Origin of the sequence: Collinsella sp. LCP19S3_A6 (genome assembly GCF_052122015.1) — a bacterium.
Classification (GTDB): Bacteria; Actinomycetota; Coriobacteriia; order Coriobacteriales; family Coriobacteriaceae; genus Collinsella.
In genome coordinates, this window is sequence record NZ_JBQKDD010000003.1 from 137,614 (window position 1) to 157,255 (window position 19,642).

Here is a 19,642-nt window from a genome sequence, read left to right on the forward strand (position 1 = left end):
AATTTGGACATTTTGACCCTTGAACGGCACTACCGCCACGGGGCACCTTCTCGCAAAATAGGATTATTTCCTCCGTTATTTGCGGGATGGGAGCCCAAAATGCTTGATCGTCGTTCGCTACTTATCGCCGGAGCATCCTCGCTGGCAGGCATCATGCTGCCTCGCGTGCCGAGCAGCGCAAACGCCTTCATACTGCCATTCGCCCCCACCGAGGCCTATGCCGACGAAGAAGACCCCTTCAAGGTGCTCGTTCTCTCGCGCACCATGTTTGGTGTGGTCGTGGTCGACGTCGCCAACAAGAATATGCCCATCAAGGGAGCCCAGGTCACGCTCGCGTCGCGTTATGCCGCGGGCAAGCAGCTCTCCGCCACTACCGACGACGAGGGCACGGCCATCTTTGAGGTCGCGCCGCTTTCGGAAGGCTACGTGGACGAGGCAACGCTTCTCGACGCGTACGACTTTAACGGTGGCATCTCCATCAGCATGGCGGGCTACCGTGATGTCGAGATCCCCCTCACGCGCATCCAGGGCGGCACCGCCATTACCGCGCCCACACGTCCGCTTTCCGACGGTGAGCCGTACTTTCGCCAGCTTACGTTCGACGAGTGGGACATCCAGTACGCCGACGCCACGTTCATGGCACTGCCGAAGGACGACGCCGGAAACGACCAACCCGACACGCACGCCTTTACCGTGCAGGCACATCTGCCACAGGGTGGACAGGCAACGCTGTGCATCAACAAGGTAATGCCCGCCACGAGCAGCTCATCCGAAACCGTCACGCAAATTGGCCAAGTCAAGGCCAGTGCATCGGGTTCGGATAATCTGGCAACGTTCACACTCGAAGACACGTTCCTCGATGCAGCTTCGGGCCTTCTGGAGGAAGGATGCAAGCTGCGCTTTGTCCTCGACTATCAGGGCAAGACCTATACACTCTCCTCCCCCATGGCCGTTGTCACCGCGCCGGCCGCAAAGGCAGAATCGGGCTCGACCACTATCGTCCCCACCACCATGGACCAAGAGATTACTCCGTTTGATTTCCCGGCGGCGTTTCCCGGCATCGGCGGCAATAAGTTCACGTGCTGGATGCCCTCGTTCCCCATTTTGTTCGATTTCTCTTTTGCCGGATACGTGCTGTTTGGCGGAGGATACAAACCGGTCGGCTACATGAACGATTCGGGCAATCCGGATCCGGAATACTGGAAGAAGTCACCGCGCGAGTCGGGCGCCAAGCAGGCAAACCGCTACCTCGACGAGATGGAGGGGAAGTGGAATCAGTACAAAAGTATGAGTGCCGGTTCGGGCACCGATCCAAGGAACACTAAGCTGCTTCGTCACCACTGCACGCCGCGTTTTACGATGAATATCGCCACACAGCTGTACGGATCGCTCGCCTACGACTGGGTGGGCAAAACCTGGGGTGACAACAACGACCCCGCATTTGGCAATATTAAGGCCCTCTTCCAGGTAAGAACCGACCTCAATTGGACCGAGCAGTTTACCCTAGGACCGGTGCCGTTTTTCCTAAACGTCAACCCCTGGGTGCTGGCGAAGCTGGCGCTCGCCGTGGGTGCCCACACGCACGGCAGCGGCGCGGCGTTTTTTAAAAACATTTCGCTCGACTATTCAAACACCTCGGGCTCGTTCACCATCCAGATCGGGCTTGCCGTCACCTTTGGCGCCGGCGTTGCAGGCGTCGCTTCGTCTGCCGTGCGCGGCGCCGCATCCCTCACGCTGTTCATTGGGTACGAGAAGGCAGATGGACACCAGCTTCCGCGACTGCGCGTAGGTGCAGACGTCGATGTCGATGTGATACTCCAGTTCGTAATGTTCAAGTGGACCACCAAGGCTTGGTCGGGGTCGTGGCCCACACTCCTCGATTCGTGGAATATGTCGGTGAACAATGGCAACCAGTATGTGCTCCAGCGCTCTGAGCTCGCATTGGGTGGAGATACGCCTTACACGTTGGATGCCCGCTTCGGCACGGCCGGCAACGCCGAGGCAGGCGGCGTGCCGCAATTTATCGCATCGGCCACCATCGTCACCAACGCCGAGCTGCTCGCACGCGCCGAGGTTAAGGCCACCGCCGTAAACGTCGCGCCTGTCGTGCGCGATTGGGATCAAGCGGTCACGCGCATTGAGCTCGAGGCGGATGCAGAAAGCGACGACACGGGACAGATCGAGCATTTCGTCCATACACTGATAGAAAACGCCGCGCCGATGTATAAGTACACCTATATCGGGCAGGCGAAGGACGCCGTTGCGGACCCCAACGCCAATTCTGCTGGCGTATCGGAGGACGAGCGTGGCGGCATAAAACCCTCGAGCGACAACGTGCTGTTTACTGGCGTGCTCAGCGAAGCTCACATGAAGCTGGCAATGATTGCCGGCGTAGAATGTCTGTTCCGTATCGCCTCGGTGCGCTACGGCGACAATGGCCGCTCGCGCCTGGTGGTGCACACAAAGGCAAACGGCACGTGGTCCGCTCCCACTCCCGTGGACTTTCCCCTTGGGTTTGGCGAGGGCGACGTGGAGCGCGACGGCATATTCGATTACGACTTCGACGTGGTGGAATATACGGACGGAAGAGGAAACCAGGACGCCTACGTGCTGCTGATCTCGGGCGAGCGCCCCGCCGGTGACAACACCCTTTTCGATACGGCAAGCACAGCCGGCATACTGTCCGTCGTGCGCCTGCGCATAAGTAATAGCAAAGTTCGCGTGGTGTCGTATACGTCGTGGCGCAGCATCTCGCGCGGCCGCCTTCAGGAGGATGGCTACCATTGTCTGCAGTGCCCGCGTATCACGGTGGGCAAGACGCTCGTCGACGGGCGCCTGTCGGGTGCCTACCTCCACCGCCGCGGAACCACCGCAGAAGAGGCGCTCGGCAGCGAGGCCGAGGTTGCGCTGGAATGCTTTACCTTGTGGTCGGATGATTTGGGCGACAGTCTCACGTTCCGTCAGGTCCTCCGCTTTCCGCAAGCACCGTCGAGTATCGAGCTGGGCAAGCCCGAGAATATCAACGGCAAAATGGTGGTGTCCGTTGCGTACGAGACCGCAGACGGTTGCGGCTGCGCATCGTACGCCGTGATCGGCCAGTCCATTGCGTGCTGGGACGTTATGTCACCAGACGCCACGGTACCTCATGCGGTGCCATGGCCACAACATTCGGGCTTTTTGGCAACCGTCAACGAGCAACTGCAGCATATTACTTGGACGCGAGGCGCATCGGCATTTGCAACGCAGCCCGTGGGTGCCGCAGGCTGTGGCCCGGCATCGTTTAGCGTAAGCAACAACGGCAGGTGCGTGCTCTATGTAGAGAACACCGATGGCAAGGTGGGACAAACCTACGACGAAGAAGGCAACCCGGTAGCAGTGATGGGCAAGCACTTCCGCATCTTCGCCAGCACCTTGGCAGGCGATCTGTTCACGGAGCCGTTCGTGATGTGCGAGCTGGACCACCCCGTCGATCAGATAACGACATTTTTGACGTCGGGAGGCATGCTCTCCGCACTCGCCACGCACATTGTGAGCGCGGAGAAGAGCGAGGCAGAGCTGCACGGCATCGAAGTGCCCTTGGTGGCGTGTGCCACTCCGACGGGCGCAGTCGCTACCTCGGGCGCAGTGGTACCCGGAGCAGCAGGCGAATCCTTCATGGTCACGGTGCGAAACGACGGCAACACCTTGCTGACCGCCGGCACGATCGATCTGTACCGAGAGGGCTCCAGCCAGCCGTTCTCCAGCGCATCCATCGGATTCGGACTGAACGCACGCATGGTTTCGATCTACGATCCAGAGCTTGCCGAGGATGCTTCGGCCCAAGACATGGCACACGTGAAGTACGCGCTCGAGACGCTGGGCGCACGTTTTGCAACGCACCCGCTGGTAGCCGACAACGGCAACGCCGTGCTGGCACCGGGTTGCACGGCACAGTTCCGCATGAGCTTTGCCATCCCCGAGAGCTGGAGCGACGATGTGGGCAAACGCGTAACGCTGTATGCGAAGGCGCATAACCTGGTGGCGCTCGATCCCGTAACGCTCGAGGAAATTCGGCCGGGTGCAAACTCGGCGCTGGGTGCCGTACTGCACGAGCTTCATGTGCCCGACGCGGCATGCGAACGCTCAGAAGTTCAGGTCGGCGTATGCGACAGCGCGGATACGACGGGGCTTCACGATGCACCGATGACGGTGGACGACGGTGGCGGCTCGAGTGGCGGCGGTACTGACAAGGGCGGCGGCTCCGGCGGAAGCAGCTCCAGCAGCGGCAAGGACCACAACAATAGCAAGCGCCCCGGAAAAGCGGGCGCGCTTGCGGGCACGGGCGATACATGCGCTCCCCTTACGGCAGCCGCTGCAGCACTCGCCGCGGCAGGCGCCGGCCTCGTCGCCTACAGCGCCCGCCGCACGGCGCTCGAAGCCGATACCGCCAATGAGGTCAATTCGGATAGGCCCCGCTAGCTCCTAGTTACTTTTGTGAGAGACGCCGACTCGGCTCATTCGTCATCGCTATGCGGACATTACAACTTCGGTTCGCTATTCAAACTTGCTCGCACAATACCGACTCGGTTTTGTGCGAGTAAACGAAACCTTATCGAACTCCGAACGATTGTTCGATGGATTTCGTGTTGGTTGGAATCGCCCAAGGGCTGGGCTATGCTACCTTGACTATCTATATGACTAAAACGCAGCAAAGGAGCATCGAGAGAGCGAGCATGGCAAAAAACACCGCAAACTATGGTAACGACAGTATTCGTCAGCTCAAGGACGAGGAGCGCGTACGCCTGCGCCCCGCCGTCATCTTTGGCTCGGACGGGCTCGACGGCTGCGCGCATGCCGCCTTCGAGATCCTGTCCAACGCCGTTGACGAGGCGCGCCAGGGCTACGGCAAGCTCATCACCCTTACCACCTTTCGCGATGGCTCCATTCAGGTAGAGGACAACGGCCGCGGCTGCCCGCTTGACTGGAACCCCTCCGAGAAGCGCTTTAACTGGGAACTCGTCTTTTGCGAGCTTTACGCCGGCGGTAAGTACAACAACAACCAGGGCGGCGACTACGACTTCTCGCTCGGCACCAACGGCCTGGGCTCGTGCGCAACCCAGTACGCCTCCGAATACATGGACGTCACGGTTTGGCGCGACGGTAACAAGTACTCCCTGCACTTTAAGAAGGGCAAGGTCGTCGGCGCCAAAAAGAAAGCACTCGAGGTTGAGCCCAGCGACGAGAACCGCACCGGCACCACCATCAAGTGGCGCCCCGATCTTGAGGTCTTTACCTCCATCAGCATCCCCCACGATTGGTATCGCGAGACCATGCGCCGCCAGGCCGTGGTCAACGCCAACGTGACCTTCCGGCTGCGCATCGAGGGCGACGACGGCGAGTTTTCCGAAGAGGACTTCTGCTATCCCAAGGGCATCGAGGACTACGTGCTCGAGAAGGTCGGTACCGACTACCTTACCGAGCCCTTCTTTATCGAGGCCGACCGTCGCGGTCGCGATCGCGAGGATCTACCCGATTACAACGTAAAAATCACTGCTTGCATGTGCTTCTCGCGCACTTTCACGATGCAGGAGTACTACCACAACTCCTCCTGGCTCGAGAACGGTGGCTCACCCGAAAAGGCGGCCCGCAGTGCCCTCACCAGCGCCATCGATGCCTACATTAAGCAACAGGGCAAATACAACAAAAACGAGAGCGGCATTAAGTGGCAGGACGTCCAGGACTGCCTGGTGCTGGTGACCAACTGCTTCTCCACCCAAACGTCCTACGAAAACCAGACTAAGAAGGCCATCAACAACCGCTTTATCCAGCAGGCCATGACGGCATTCTTTAAGGAGCGCCTCTCGACCTACTTGATCGAGAACAAAGATGCCGCCAACAAGATCATGGAGCAGGTGCTCATCAACAAGCGCTCGCGCGAGAATGCCGAGAAGACGCGCCAGAGCATCAAGACCAACCTGCAGCAGAAGACCGACATGGCCAACCGCGTGCAGAAATTCATCGACTGCCGCTCCAAGGACAAGAGCCGCCGCGAGATCTACATCGTAGAGGGCGACTCGGCAGCAGGCGCCATTCGCACCTCGCGCGATGCCGAGTTCCAGGGCGTTATGCCCGTCCGCGGCAAGATCCTCAACTGCCTAAAGGAGGACTATCCGCGCATCTTTAAGTCCGACATCATCATGGACCTCATGCGCGTGCTGGGCTGCGGCGTGGAGATCAAAGACAAGCGCATCAAGAACCTCGGCGCCTTCGACCTGGACAACCTCAACTGGAACAAGGTCATCATCTGTACGGACGCCGACGTCGACGGTTATCACATCCGTACGCTCGTGCTCACCATGCTCTATCGCCTGGTGCCCACGCTTATCGACGAAGGCTACGTGTATATCGCCGAGTCGCCGCTCTACGAGATCAACTGCAAAGAAAAGACCTACTTTGCCTACACCGAGCTCGAGAAGAACGGCATTCTTAAGGAGATCGGCGACCAGAAGTGCTCCATCAACCGCTCCAAGGGTCTTGGTGAGAACGACCCGGACATGATGTGGCTCACCACCATGAACCCCGAGACGCGTCGTCTGATTAAGGTGGAGTCCGAAGACGTCACCAAGATGGAGACCATGTTCAACCTTCTGCTGGGCAGCGACGAGGCGGGCCGCAAGCGCCATATCTCGGAGCACGGCAAGGAATACCTGGACCAGCTGGACCTGCAGTAGCAGCAAATCGATAACGACGGCCCATAAGAAGTTCAAGAGGAAATCGTGGCAAAGAAGAAGACAAAGAACCAGCCAAAGAAAAAGCAGGTCAACGCCGAGAACGTCATCGGCCTGCACTCCGAGGTCACCAATCAGCCGATCACGCAGACGCTCGAGGTCAACTACATGCCCTACGCCATGAGCGTCAACGTCTCGCGTGCGTTCCCCGAGATCGACGGTTTTAAGCCCTCGCACCGCAAGCTGCTCTACACCATGTACAAGATGGGCTTGCTCAAAGGTGAGCGCCAGAAGAGCGCTAACATCGTGGGCCAAACCATGAAGCTCAACCCGCACGGCGACGCCGCGATCTACGAGACGATGGTGCGCCTGGCCACCGGCAACGAGGCACTACTCGCCCCCTTCGTGGAGTCGAAGGGCAACTTTGGCAAGTACTATTCGGGCGACCTGAGCTACGCTGCCTCGCGTTACACCGAGGCCAAGCTCGCCCCCATCAGTGCCGAGATCTTCAAGGACATCGACAAGGACCCGGTCGACTTTGTCGACAGCTACGACGGCGCCATGAAGGAGCCGCGCCTGCTGCCTACCACATTCCCCAACATCCTTGTCTCGGCCAACAAGGGCATCGGCGTCGCCATGGCGTCCGACATCTGCGGCTTCAACCTCAACGAGGTCTGCACCGCCACCATGCACTACCTGCAGGATCCCAACTGCGATCTGCTCGAGTACATGCCCATGCCCGACTTCTCGACCGGCGGTGAGATTATCTACCGCCGCGAGGAGATGGAAAAGATTATCGAGACCGGCCTTGGCAGCTTCCAGATCCGCTCCCGCTGGCGCTGGATTTCCGAAGAGCGCATCATCGAGGTCTACGAGATCCCCTACACCACCAAGACCGATGTCATCATCGATCGCATCGTCAAGCTCTCCAAAGAGGGCAAGGTCAAGGAGATCGCTGACATCCGTGACGAGACTGACCTCTCGGGTCTGCGTATCGCCATCGATCTTAAGCGCGGTGTCGACCCCGACAAGCTCATGGCGAAGCTTTATCGCTCGACTACGCTGCAGGATTCGTTCTCATGCAACTTTAACGTGCTGGTCGACGGCTATCCCCGCGTTATGGGCGTACGCCAGATCCTGCACGAGTGGGTCAAGTGGCGTATTGAGTCCACGCGTCGCCGCATTAACTTTGACTTGGGCAAAAAGTCCGAGCGCCTGCACCTGCTGCACGGTCTTGAGGCGATTCTGCTCGACATCGACAAGGCCATCGCCATCATCCGTGGCACCAAGCTCGAGGCCGAGGTCGTGCCCAACCTTATGAAGGGTTTCGGCATCGACGAGACCCAGGCCGAGTTTGTTGCCGAGCTTAAGCTCCGCAACATCAACGAGGAGTACATCCTCAACCGCACCAAGGACATCGCTAAGCTCGAGGGTGAGATTGCCGAGCTTGAGGAGATCCTTTCGAGCGAAGAGAACATCAAGAAGGTCATCAGCGACGAGCTGGCCGCGGTCAACAAGAAGTACGTGATGCCGCGCCGCACGGGCAGGATCGAGCCCCATGAGGTTGTCGAGGTAAGCCTGGAGCCCGAGATCGAGGAGTACCCGGTTACCATCATGCTCTCGCGCGATGGCTACCTTAAGAAGATGACGGACCGCGTACTCAAGAAGGCTGCGACGCTCAAGTACAAGGACGGCGATAAGCCCTTTATCGAGTTCCCGTCCTCCAACACCCACGAGCTGCTGGTCTTTACCAACAAGAGCCAGGTATACAAGTGCAAGGTTGCGGCGTTTGAGGACACCAAGTCGGCCCAGCTGGGCTCGTACTTGCCCACCGACCTCGAGATGGAACCCGACGAGAGTGTCATCTGGGTCATCGACCCCGAGGACTACAAGGCCGACGTGCTGTTTGTCTTTGAGAACGGCCGCGTGGTGCGTGTCGCACTTGCCGGATACGTTACCAAGACCAACCGCAAGCGCCTCAAGAACGCCATCTACGGCGGCAGCAAACTGCTGTATGCTCAGGTACTCAAGGAAGACCGCGACATCGCGCTGGTCTCGAGCGACTACCGCCTGATGAACTTCAACACGTCGCTGCTCAAGACCAAGACGACCACCAACACGCAGGGCGTCCAGGCCTTTACCGCCAAGAAGGGTCGCTCGGTCACCACCGTCGGCACGACCGAGGAAATCCTTGGCGCTGGCGTCTCGGCCGAGAAGTTCACCGCGCAGAGTCTCCCCTCTGCCGGTGCCCTCATGAAGGAAAACGACATGCCGAGTTTGTTTGACTAGGACGACGGCAACGAGATCGTTAGACACTTCGCAAAGCGACGAGGCCCGGAACGCAACGGCATTGCGCCCGGGACTCGTCGTTTTTTCTTCTCAACTATTTTTTAACGCAGATAAATTGATTTCTGCTTATTTTTCTGCGTAAAACATGTCAGCGCCACTGCTTCGATGCCCTTTGGTCTGTCGTTAGCAAAACTTGCAAAAGTTAGCAAAACTTGCAAAAATTAGCAAAACTTGCAAAGGAGCTACCATGGAGTACAGCAAGAACCCCTTTACCCCAACATTTGGAAGCGTCCCTCCCTTTCTAGCGGGTCGCGAGCATATCCTGCGCGACATCAACCGTGGCTTTATCAACGGCCCGGGAGATCCCAACCTGTCGACTATTATTACGGGAGCAAGGGGAACGGGCAAGACGGCGCTTCTCTCGCTCCTTTCAGAAACGGCGTTCCATTGTTACCCTCCATAACTTCTGATTGTTGCCGTCTTGACGATTATGTATCTTTACATTACCTTCTGAAACATATGGCGCACCTTGTCCAGGCGGCTGTTTGGACGGCGGGGCTGGATGACCGGCTCGCCGACAGCGGCCTGATACCCTTTCAGTTCCGTCAGGCATACGCTCTGCCCGTTGGTGTAAAAGGCCAGATCAGTACGGTATGCCTGTATACAGCGGGCGGGAATCTCGCCCGTAAAGACAACTTCATCCTTTTTTACCTGGACCGTTTCGATGGTGGCACAGTATTTCGGTGCATCATGATAAGCCCTGGAAAGATATTCCCGGGGCGCATAGAGGGTGAAGGAGAGATAAGGTTCCAGCAGTTGCGTCCCTGATTCCTTCAATGCCTGTTCCAATACAATCGGGGCCAATGAGCGGAAGTCCGCCGGCGTGCTGACCGGACTGTAATAAAGCCCGTATTCAAAGCAAATCTTACAGTCCGTTACGTTCCAGCCGAACAAGCCCTGCTCCAGCCCGTAACGGATACCATCCCTGACAGCGTTTTGAAAACTCTGGTTCAAGTATCCCAGCGAAACCCGGCTCTCGTATTGTACGCCGGAGCCAAGCGGGAGTGGTGTAACAGACAGTCCGATAGATGCCCAAAACGGGTTGGGCGGCACCTCGATATGGATGGTGTGGCTGGCTGCTTTGAGCGGCCGCTCCATATAAATGATGGTGGGTTCCTTTACCACTGTTTCAATCTTGTATTTTTCCGACAGCAAAGCGGAAACGACCTCCAACTGCACCCGGCCCAAAAAAGAAAGAATGATCTCATGGGTGATGGAATCCACCTCGTAGCGCAAAAGCGGGTCAGTATCCGCAATTTGCGTAAGAGCGTCCAGCAGCCGTTCTCTTTGCGTTGCCGTTTTCGGCGCAATCGTCGTCCGCAGCATGGGGAGGGGGGCATCGCGCCACCTTTCACGAGGAAGTCGGGTGTTGTCCCCCAATACGTCGTTTAATCTCACGCTGTCGCTGGGAAGAATGACAATTTCGCCCTTGTGGGCGGTGTCTGTACGAACAATCTCCCCTTTGGATGGAATACGCATCTCTGTGATTTTCAGCTTTTCTCTCCCGGCCAGGGCCACCGTATCCCGCAGGCGCAGCGTTCCGCTGTATAGCCGCAGATAGATGAGCCGCTGGTCACAATCTGTATACTCCACCTTGAAAACGCTGCCGCATAGGGCGGCGCTCCCCTGTTCCCCAATTGGTTGGAACAGCCCTGTCACCGCATCCATCAACGGTTGAATGCCAAGGCCCTTTTTGGCGCTGCCATGATAGACCGGGAACAGGGAGGCGTCTTGAACCCGCCGCTGTTCCTCCTGCGCAAGTTCTTCCCGGCTGATTGGTTCTCCTGCGATATACTTTTCCAATAATTCATCGTTATTTTCAATGACCGCATCCCATGCTTCTATGTCGGTATTTTCCTCCAGGACTATTTCCGGGGACAGCGACACCGTCTGCTTGATGATAATATCGGCGGAGAGCTTATCCCGAACAGACTGATACACGCCTTGCAAATCAACGCCAGTCTGGTCGATCTTGTTGATAAAGATAACGGTGGGAATGTCCATTTTCCGCAGGGCATGGAACAGAATACGGGTCTGGGCCTGCACACCATCTTTAGCGGAGATCACCAAGATGGCCCCATCTAAAACAGCCAAAGAGCGGTACACCTCCGCCAAAAAATCCATGTGGCCGGGCGTATCCACAATGTTGACTTTACATCTGTTCCACTGGAAGGAAGTGACTGCCGCTTGAATGGTAATCCCACGCTGCCGCTCCAAAAGCATGGTGTCCGTCCTCGTTGTCCCTTTTTCGACGCTCCCCGGTTCTGAAATGGCTCCGCTGGCATATAGCAGGCTCTCCGTCAAGGTTGTCTTTCCAGCGTCTACATGGGCAAGAATCCCGATATTGATTATTTTCATGTGATTGTCCTCCCTTTACTGCCCCGAAGGGCATAAAAATCCCCAGCAGTAAAATACTTTTACCACTGGGGATGATAATTGCGGACATACACGTATACAGCATACACCTGTTTGTGAGTGCTGTTTTTGGGGATATGTCAAAATTGATAAGGCAAAAGTATTCTTAAATTGGGTACAAAAAACTAAGCCCCTACAAAAGGGACTATCATAATCCTTTGTTCCCACTATTTGATTATAGTTTTATTTAAGAATACCTTGCCGCATATTTTTTACTCCTTTTCTGGACTTGAATTATTATATCACATCAGTTTTAGGAAAACAAGTATCTAAAAGAAATTTTTCTTCCCCTTATATGTAACAATCATACCGGCTTCCTAACGTTCAGAATGGTTTCTACTGTCTGCTGCGGTGTTTGGTTGGAATTGTCCAGCCAAAAGCCGATCCGTGGTGTTGTCTGCATTTTACTAAATACAAATTCAATGTATACAGAAAGAAATATATAAGGAGTGGGAGGGATTCCGCCGTAGTCGGCATTGTGGGAAAATCCAAAAGTTTAGATTTTCCCACAATGCTTATCTTTTGGTCTTTGGTTCGGAATAGTGTAGTGCTGGCGGTCTATCTCTTGTTTTCGGTTGCTTGCTTCCTTACCGTACATGAGCATTTGCTCATGGCATCTCGCTTTCAAAGTCTTTTGAATCTGAGCTGGGGCATATATGCGCTTGCTCAGATTTGGTAAAAGGATACGATTGCGCCTCATTTTAATATAGGGTTTCTTAAGGCAAATGCAAGCAGAAGATGCAATAGCGAAATCATTGCTATCGCATATGGCTCTCTTTCCGCTCCTTGTTTAATTGGGACTTAAATCCTTCTGATAAGCAGGACGTTTTCGCCAAAGCGCTTATAAAAAGACGGCGCTGGGCCCGATCTCACCTTGCATGCAGACTGAAGGGCAGCCACCCAGCCCGGTACTGACGAAAACGGAGGGGCAACGGCGACAGCTCCTCTGCCAATGCGAACGCAAACAACACCGTAAACAACAACCGCCACAACAAGGGTAAGAAGCCTGCAGAGGGCGGCTTTCCCATAAGTCATGGAGCTGACTGGGGCTTCGCTTGCGTCCGTATCGATTTGCGCGCGTTCGAACTCCCGCGCGGGCGATGAGGACCTTCGTGACTGCATCCCTGATGGACAGAAGCGACGAGAGCCCCTTCTCGAGCGTCGACTCAGAGCTAACGTCGTCTCTTGCTTAAACTCTCCTTCGCGGTTTCGAAACTCAAGGTCTTTTAAAGTTTCGAAAATGAGAAGACGATATGCGCAAGGGCGCGTCGGGTGGTAAGCCCCAACCATGTCATGTCGCCAGCGATGAAGGGCGCGTCTGCGCGTGCTACAATCCAACTACCAGAGATAAAAACACAGTCCCCGTCGGGTAGTCGTGGGCGTGCGGGGGTCCGCATCAGTGACCTGCCTCCTTGGTTGTCCCTTCTCTGCATGGTCATCTACATAAAGGAGGAACCAACCATGCAGATCAGTGTGTCGTCCACCCTGACCGTATATCATGACGGCCAATTCTGGGTCGGGCTGGCGGAGCATGTCGAGGACGGCAGATACGGCGTCGCCCGCATCGTCTTCGGCGCGGAGCCGTCCGATGAGGAGATCCTGCGATTCGTTGTCGGCAAATGGGAGAAGCTCTCGTTCTTCGGCGACAAGGCCACTGAGACAAGCAAGCCCGCGAAGAACCCCAAGCGGCGCGCTCGCGAGGCAGCGAAAGCCCTTAAACGGCCCGCGGTGAGCACCAAGGCACAACAGGCGCTCGCGGCACAGCGGGAAGCGATGAAGCGGGAGTCGGCTCAAGCAAGAAGTCAGCGTCGCGCGGATGAGGCGGAGGCGCGCTTCGAGCAGCGGAAGCTGAAGCGCAAGCAAAAGCATCGTGGGCATTGACCGGTGCCGACATGGGCCCAGGTGTGAACAGGGCTACGTCCCCTATTCACACTGCTCACACATACAGCAGCGGGCACGGATTCGATTGAAACCGTGCCCGCTGTCTGATGCTAAATCATTTTATCAAACATGTGTTCTATTCCAGCGCAGTAATTAAATACGCTGGTACATAGATACTCCGATCAAGACGGCCGCGTATACGACCGGGAACTTTCGGCAATTGGATACGCGCCTGACCTGGGATATCCAAGCGAACAATTGGCCTAACCCGCAACAGGTCCCAGGCCAGGCGGGTATCCAATCGAAGGGGAGGGGCGCTCCGGTGTGGAGGCAGCGGAGCGCCCGGGGAAAGCCCCGCCGGCCGGCCAGTCGGCCCCGTTCGCCTGGCCGGCCGGGCCTCCGGGGTGCGGCGGACTCCCGTGAAGGAGGGGCGCCGCGCCCCGGCAAGCCGGGCTATTAGGCGGACGGCTCCTGCTGCGTGATGCAGTGGATGTTGCCGCCGCCGTAGACGACCTGGTCGGACTTGACGCCCACGCACTTGTAGACGCCCTCGCCCCAGACCTCGTCGTAGATCTCCTGGAGCGTGTCGACGGCCAGCTGGTCGTTCTCGTCGCCGTACTGCGGGACGATGACGCCGTGGTTGGTCACGAGGTAGTTCATGTAGGAGGCGATCAGCGGCTCGTCGGGGACGCGCGGCTCGGCGTTCTCGTCGGCGTCGATGGTGTCGCAGGAGGCCTGGTCCATGTACAGCGGCTTCACGGGCATGCAGAGCTTGTAGACCTTCAGCTTGCGGCCCTTGGCGTCAACCGCGTTGGAGAGGGTCTCGTAGGCGGCGTGGCACTGCTCGTAGAACGGGTACTCGGGGTCGTCGGTCCAGATGCAGACCATGACGCCCGGGGCGATGAAGGTGGCGACGTCGTCGATGTGGCCGTTGGTCTCCTCGGGGTCGATGCCCTCCTTGACCCAGATGACCTTCTCGACGCCGAGGTAGTCCTTGAGGTGCTCGGTCATGTACCCGCGAAGCTCCTCGCTCCAGGGCTCGAACTTCTTGCGGTACTTGGGCCAGAGGGACTCGGGGTCCTCCTCCTCCTCGAGCACCGCGGAGCAGGTGCGGCCGGGGGACAGGAGGCACTGGTCGGTGACGACGAGGGTGCCCTCGCCGTCGACGGTGATGGAGCCGCCCTCGAGGATCATGTCGTCGGGACGGTAGCGGCGGCAGCCGGAGAGCTCGGCCATCTTGAGGGCGATCTGCTCGTCCTTGTCCCACGGGAAGTAGAGGCCGTCGATGAGGCCGCCGTAGCCGTTGAAGTGCCAGTGGTTGGCGCGCTTCTCGCCCTTGCCGTTGATGACGTAGGTGGCGCCGGTGTCGCGGAACCAGGCGTCGTCGGTGGTCATCTCGACGACGGTGACGTTCTCGTCGTTCTCGAAGACGGCCTTGCAGTTGGCGTAGTCGACCTGGTTGGCGCACATGTAGACCGGGGTGAACTCGGAGATGGCGCGGGCGATGGCGGCATACTGCTTCTGGGCGGGCTTGGCGCCGTGGGCCCAGGTGTCGGTGCGGTGGGGCCAGCCTATCCACACGCGGTCCTGGGGGGCGAACTCGGCGGGCATGAAGAAGCCGTCGGCCCTCGGGGTGGACTCGGACTCGGTGATCGTACGCATAAGATTTCCTCCAAACCGAACGATCGTCTGCCGCGGGCGGGCTGCCCGCGGCCTAGGACCAAGAGATGGCGGGCGCCCGTCCCCCCGGCAGAGGTCGGGGCGCCCGGGGCCGGTTTTCACGGGGTCGCACCGGCGGGCGACGACGTAGCCAGGTGCGCGGAGACGGGACGCACGAGGGATACGGGAGAGGGGTCGGGGCGGTCGGCGGCTGCCGGAGCTATCGCCTGCACCCGCCCCGGGGGATGGTTGGCGGACCCGTCGCCCGGGCGCGCCCCCGGGGAGGCCGGGGTGCCCGGGGCCGGGGCCCCGGAACCGGGAGCCCTAGTTCTCCTCGGCCTCCTCGGCGAGGCGCTGGGCGGCCAGCTCGGGGGTGAGGCCCTTGTACTCGGTCTCGCGGCCCCTGGCGCTGACGACGCGGACGACCTCGCCGATGAGCATGAGCACGATGAAGATGATGATCATCGGGACCTTCTCGCCGACCTCGGCGGCGGAGAACGGCGCCAGCGTCGCGACGATGGCCAGGATCAGCTCGATGCAGGGGATGGCCAGCATGACCTTCATCATTGCGCCCTTGAACGGGAACGTGAAGATGCGCTCGCGGTTGGGGTCGTTCTTGCGGAGGTTGAGGAACGCCGGGAACATCGGGATGTAGGTGAGCAGCAGGAAGACGACGGAGGTGCCGAAGAGCATCCAGAAGACGCCGTTGGAGATGGCGTCGACGGGAACGAGCTGCAGGCAGAGGACCAGGGAGGCGACGACGGCGTTGACCAGGTTGGCGCCGTTGGGCATGTCGTCCTCGGAGACCATCGAGGCGAAGACCTTGGGCATGTTGCCGTGCTCGGCGGCGTAGCGGGCGACGGAGTTGACGCCGAAGGACCAGGCGGCCATGTTGGCGAACAGGGTGATCAGGAAGGCGATGCAGATGACCTTGAAGAGCACGGAATCGCCCACCATGGTCTGGACTGCGACGATCATGCCGTAGTCGGGGTCGATGGAGTCGGCCGGGATGGCGGCGCCGATGCCGAAGCCAGCGAACAGGTAGATGGCGCCAATGGTCAGGCCGCCCAGGATGATGGACTTCGGAATGTCGTGGGTCGGGTTCTCCATGTCCTTGGCGAAGGTGCAGATGACCTCGAAGCCCGTGAAGTTGAAGATGATGATGGACAGGTAGCCCAGGGCGTTGGTGTTGGTGAGCTCGGGCAGGAAGGTGGCGGCGGACATGTCGTTCGCGAAACCGTTCTCCATGGCATACCAGATGCCCAGGGCGCCGACGATAACGGCAACGGCGACCTTGATCAGGGCGCCACCGTTGAGGACCCACTCGGAGTCGGCCGCCTTGGAGCGGCCCATGAGGTAGACGATCCACACGAAGGCGAGCTCGATGCCCATCTTGGCGATCAGGTTGAACTCGACGCCAAAGACCATGCCCAGGATGTCGGGGAACATGGTCGCCAGCGAGGCGATCCACAGCGGGTAGTTGACCCAGTAGTAGTACGAAATGCGGGCGCCCCACTTGTCGCCCAGGCCATCGCGTACCCAGTCGTAAATGCCGCCCTCGCCGTCATAGGTGGTGCCGAGCTCGGCGACGACCATGCCGTAAGGGAGCAGGAAGGTCAGGATCAGGAAGATCCACCAGAAGAACTGCTGGTTGCCAATGGCAGCAGCAGGAGCGGCGGCCTCGCAAACGAAGACGACGCAGATGATGGTCGAAATGACCGTCAGGAAGGAAAGCTTTTTCTTTCCGTCACTCATATTTAATCCTTTGCTCAGTCGTTTTCAGACAGGGCGCCAGTGCTTACGCGCAGTGGCGCAGATGATGGGCGGCAAGAGACAAGCATCTGCTGCTGCCCATCAGAAAGCATCGTACAGGCCATACCACACGTCGGTGTAGATGAAGTCGGCGCCCTTGATGCACTCGGTTGTCGTCGGAGACTTTGCAGTTCTCCTCGCCGATGGCCATGAGGTCGCCCATCTCCTGCGAAGGCGGGCGAGCCGTAGCTCGCCCGACCTGGTACGTCTTACAGACCGTGCTTACCGAGGGCCGCCATGCGCTCATTGATGGTGGCGCGGTATGCCGCAGCCTTCTCCTCGTCGGGCTCGCTCTGGGGGCACAGGGTGGCCAGGATGGCGCGAATGGAGTGCTTGCGGTTCTCGGCCTCGACCCAGCACAGGGAGCACTCGGGATCGTCCATGACCTCGTCGACGACTTCCTCGCCACGGTTGGCGGGCAGGCAGTGCATGAACATGCTGTTCGGACCGGCAACGTTCATCATATCCCTGGTCACCTGGTACTTCGGATAGAACACATCCATGTAGCTGGAGCTGGAGACTTCACTGTCGTAGAGGCCGTACCACACATCGGTGTACACGAAGTCGGCGCCCTCGATGCAGGAGATGTCGTCGGAAATGGTGATGGTGCCGCCGGAGACCTTGCAGTTCTCCTCGCCGATAGCCATGAGATGCTTGCCGAACTCGGCGCGCTCCTCATCGGTGCCTATATGCAGGCAGCCGTCGGGAATCTGATGTCCCTTCGGTCCGAACTGCACGAAGTCCATGCCCATCTTAGTGCAGATGAACATGAGCGACGCGCAGGTCTGGGTGGCATCGCCGATCCAGGCAAACTTGCAGTCCTCGATCTTCTTGCCCTCGGGGAGGTTCTCGATCATGGTCATGAGGTCGCCGAGCTCCTGGGTGGGATGGTTGTACTCGCTCATGCCGTTGATGACGGGGGCCGCGGAGTACTTCGCCAAGCTCACTACATCCTTATGACGATCGACGCGGGCCATGAGGATGTCGACGAGGCTTCCCATAACGCGGCCGGAGTCCTCGATGGACTCATGGCCACCCAGCTGGATGGAGCCGGGGCCGAAGAACTCGGCGTGACCGCCGAGGTCGGTCATGGCCGTCTCGAAGGAGATGCGGGTACGGGTGGACACCTGCTGGAAAATCATGCCGAGGGTCTTGTCCTTCAGCAGGTGCGGGTACTCGCCGCCCTCCTTGATGAGCCCCTTCATGGCGATGGCCAGATCTACCATGCCGAGCAGCTCTTCTTTTGTGAAGTCGTTGGTGTCGATGTAATCTTTGACCATTGAAATCTCCTTCAAAATTCGTTGGCCGGACCGCCCCTTGCGGACCGCGCTCCCATGAAGCGCCCCGAAATGAGCGAGACGCTCCCTTGCGCCACACAGCATGGGGCGCACCCGTAGTTTTGAGAAGAAATAACCAGGATTATTTTCAGATTACATTAGCTCACCGCACACCTTGCCCTGGCTAATCCTAGCTAATCCTAACTAATCCTAACTAGTCCTAACGCCTAAACGGATTGATATTGAACTGGTTTCTTCGCCCTGTGCGCCGCTGTCAACACCTTGCGCCTCCGTTCTAAGGAACCGCCGAGCACCGACGTGCCCGACACCCAAGAATACGTAGACAAGCTGCTCCTCGCCTTCTGCGAGCACTGTCACCTGACCGCGCGCGAGCGCGTCATCTTGAAAGAGGTGCTGCAGGGCAAGGACAACCAGAACATCGCCAGTTCGCTGCAACTGGCCCTGGGCACTGTGAAGGCCCATGTGCACAACATTCTGAAGAAAACCGGCACCGCCACCCGCCAAGAACTCACCCAGCTGTTCTGGAAGGGATGAAGAACGGCCGTAGACGGCTGATCCCGTAGGGGGCGGCCGCATAGCCGCACCGACTCCCAGCCTCTCAGAGCCCGGCCCTTTTACGGCCACTCAGTTCCTTTCTAAGTTTTTGCGCAAGCTCGTCTCGGCTACTCACACCAAGCTTGGCGTAAATATTCGATATGTGGGTTTTCACCGTGTTGACGGAAATGCATTCTTGCTCAGCAATCTCCTTGTTCGATGCGCCCTTTTCAAGGAGCGACAGCAGTACTTCCTCGCGCTTGGTCAGCCCGTATTCGCGAGCAATCCAGGGCACAAGGGATTCCGCCAACCGCACATTACGTATCCGCCGATGATGTGCAAGAAAGACATACGCAGCCACGGTGAAGCAAAGCGCCATAATCTCAACGGGAACCCTACGAGGAGAGACAGAGCGCGCGCCGCCCTCCTGTCTAAAGGCCAAATACGTTGCCGCTTCCGCCAAGGCATATATGAGCACAAGTAAGAGCGAGAGAACCCATCGCCATCGGCTCATACGTCGAAACTCTGCCGCCAAGCAGCAGATGCCGTACCCTATTACCCAGATCGCCAACAACCTGGTAAAGAGAAACTCGCGCCATAGTGCAACCGATTCGACTGACGAAGCGCCACTTGCCAAAGCCACCATCATGCAAACTGCCCAAAAAAATCCCTCTACGAGAGAGATGCTGCGCGAGAGCAAGCTGCCGAGCACGAGCCGATACAAGAGGATTACCACCATGTTGAATGCAAAGCGGAGCATAGGATAGGCGTTTCGCGTGCCCTCGAATTGCATCGCGAATTCCGGAACGAACTCATACATGAATACAGAACATATATCTATCGTATACAAAAGGAAGGTGAGCGCGACGAAGAGATAGCCCCGCCTGCGCTCGACATAGTGCAGACTCCCATAGGCAGCACTGACTAACGCATAGGCGATGCAACTTGCCACATTGTAGAGAAAAGCGAGGGACACGACTCCTCCTT

The 19,642-nt window shown here is 58.2% G+C and carries 11 protein-coding genes; 6 read left to right on the forward strand and 5 right to left on the reverse strand.

What is annotated here, in order from left to right; translation table 11 throughout:
- Positions 1-99 precede the first annotated feature (99 nt).
- The 4 genes from ACTQVX_RS02970 to ACTQVX_RS02985 all read left to right on the forward strand — a co-directional run bounded on the left by ACTQVX_RS02970 (position 100) and on the right by ACTQVX_RS02985 (position 9,459).
- Complete coding sequence (locus ACTQVX_RS02970) at positions 100-4,458, forward strand: hypothetical protein (RefSeq protein ID WP_441032579.1); 4,359 nt, start codon at positions 100-102, stop codon at positions 4,456-4,458.
- Positions 4,459-4,712: 254 nt separating this feature from the next.
- The gene (locus ACTQVX_RS02975) at positions 4,713-6,710 is read left to right on the forward strand and encodes a DNA gyrase/topoisomerase IV subunit B (protein WP_441032582.1); all 1,998 of its coding nucleotides are present in this window, start codon (positions 4,713-4,715) and stop codon (positions 6,708-6,710) included.
- A gap of 45 nt (positions 6,711-6,755) precedes the next feature.
- Positions 6,756-8,996, forward strand: a complete 2,241-nt coding sequence (locus ACTQVX_RS02980) for a DNA gyrase subunit A (protein ID WP_441032585.1) — start codon at positions 6,756-6,758, stop codon at positions 8,994-8,996.
- A gap of 247 nt (positions 8,997-9,243) precedes the next feature.
- Complete coding sequence (locus tag ACTQVX_RS02985) at positions 9,244-9,459, forward strand: hypothetical protein (protein WP_441016470.1); 216 nt, start codon at positions 9,244-9,246, stop codon at positions 9,457-9,459.
- A gap of 35 nt (positions 9,460-9,494) precedes the next feature.
- Here ACTQVX_RS02985 and tet(W) read toward each other — a convergent pair whose 3' ends face one another.
- Positions 9,495-11,414 carry a tetracycline resistance ribosomal protection protein Tet(W) gene (gene tet(W) / locus ACTQVX_RS02990; RefSeq protein ID WP_441560147.1) on the reverse strand — a complete coding sequence of 640 codons (1,920 nt, stop codon included), beginning with the start codon at positions 11,412-11,414 and terminating at the stop codon, positions 9,495-9,497.
- 1,518 nt (positions 11,415-12,932) lie between these two features.
- On the opposite strand from tet(W), the gene ACTQVX_RS02995 reads away from it, so the two are divergent.
- Complete coding sequence (locus tag ACTQVX_RS02995) at positions 12,933-13,352, forward strand: YjdF family protein (RefSeq protein ID WP_441033667.1); 420 nt, start codon at positions 12,933-12,935, stop codon at positions 13,350-13,352.
- A 456-nt stretch (positions 13,353-13,808) separates the two neighbouring features.
- Here ACTQVX_RS02995 and ACTQVX_RS03000 read toward each other — a convergent pair whose 3' ends face one another.
- The 3 genes from ACTQVX_RS03000 to ptcA form a co-directional block, all read right to left on the reverse strand.
- A complete protein-coding gene (locus ACTQVX_RS03000; RefSeq protein WP_320772223.1) occupies positions 13,809-15,014 on the reverse strand; it encodes an agmatine deiminase family protein in 1,206 nt (401 codons plus the stop codon).
- Positions 15,015-15,335: 321 nt separating this feature from the next.
- A complete protein-coding gene (locus tag ACTQVX_RS03005; RefSeq protein ID WP_441033671.1) occupies positions 15,336-16,766 on the reverse strand; it encodes an APC family permease in 1,431 nt (476 codons plus the stop codon).
- A gap of 266 nt (positions 16,767-17,032) precedes the next feature.
- Positions 17,033-18,103: a putrescine carbamoyltransferase gene (gene ptcA, locus ACTQVX_RS03010; RefSeq protein ID WP_441038877.1), complete on the reverse strand. Its 1,071-nt coding sequence runs from the start codon at positions 18,101-18,103 to the stop codon at positions 17,033-17,035.
- Positions 18,104-18,418: 315 nt separating this feature from the next.
- Between ptcA and ACTQVX_RS03015 the strand changes: the two genes are divergently transcribed.
- Complete coding sequence (locus ACTQVX_RS03015) at positions 18,419-18,655, forward strand: response regulator transcription factor (protein WP_441062878.1); 237 nt, start codon at positions 18,419-18,421, stop codon at positions 18,653-18,655.
- Between the two features lie 64 nt (positions 18,656-18,719).
- Here the strand turns inward: ACTQVX_RS03015 and ACTQVX_RS03020 are convergent, their stop codons facing one another.
- On the reverse strand, positions 18,720-19,631 hold the full coding sequence (locus ACTQVX_RS03020; protein ID WP_441033680.1) for a response regulator transcription factor: 912 nt from the start codon (positions 19,629-19,631) through the stop codon (positions 18,720-18,722).
- Positions 19,632-19,642 lie beyond the last annotated feature (11 nt).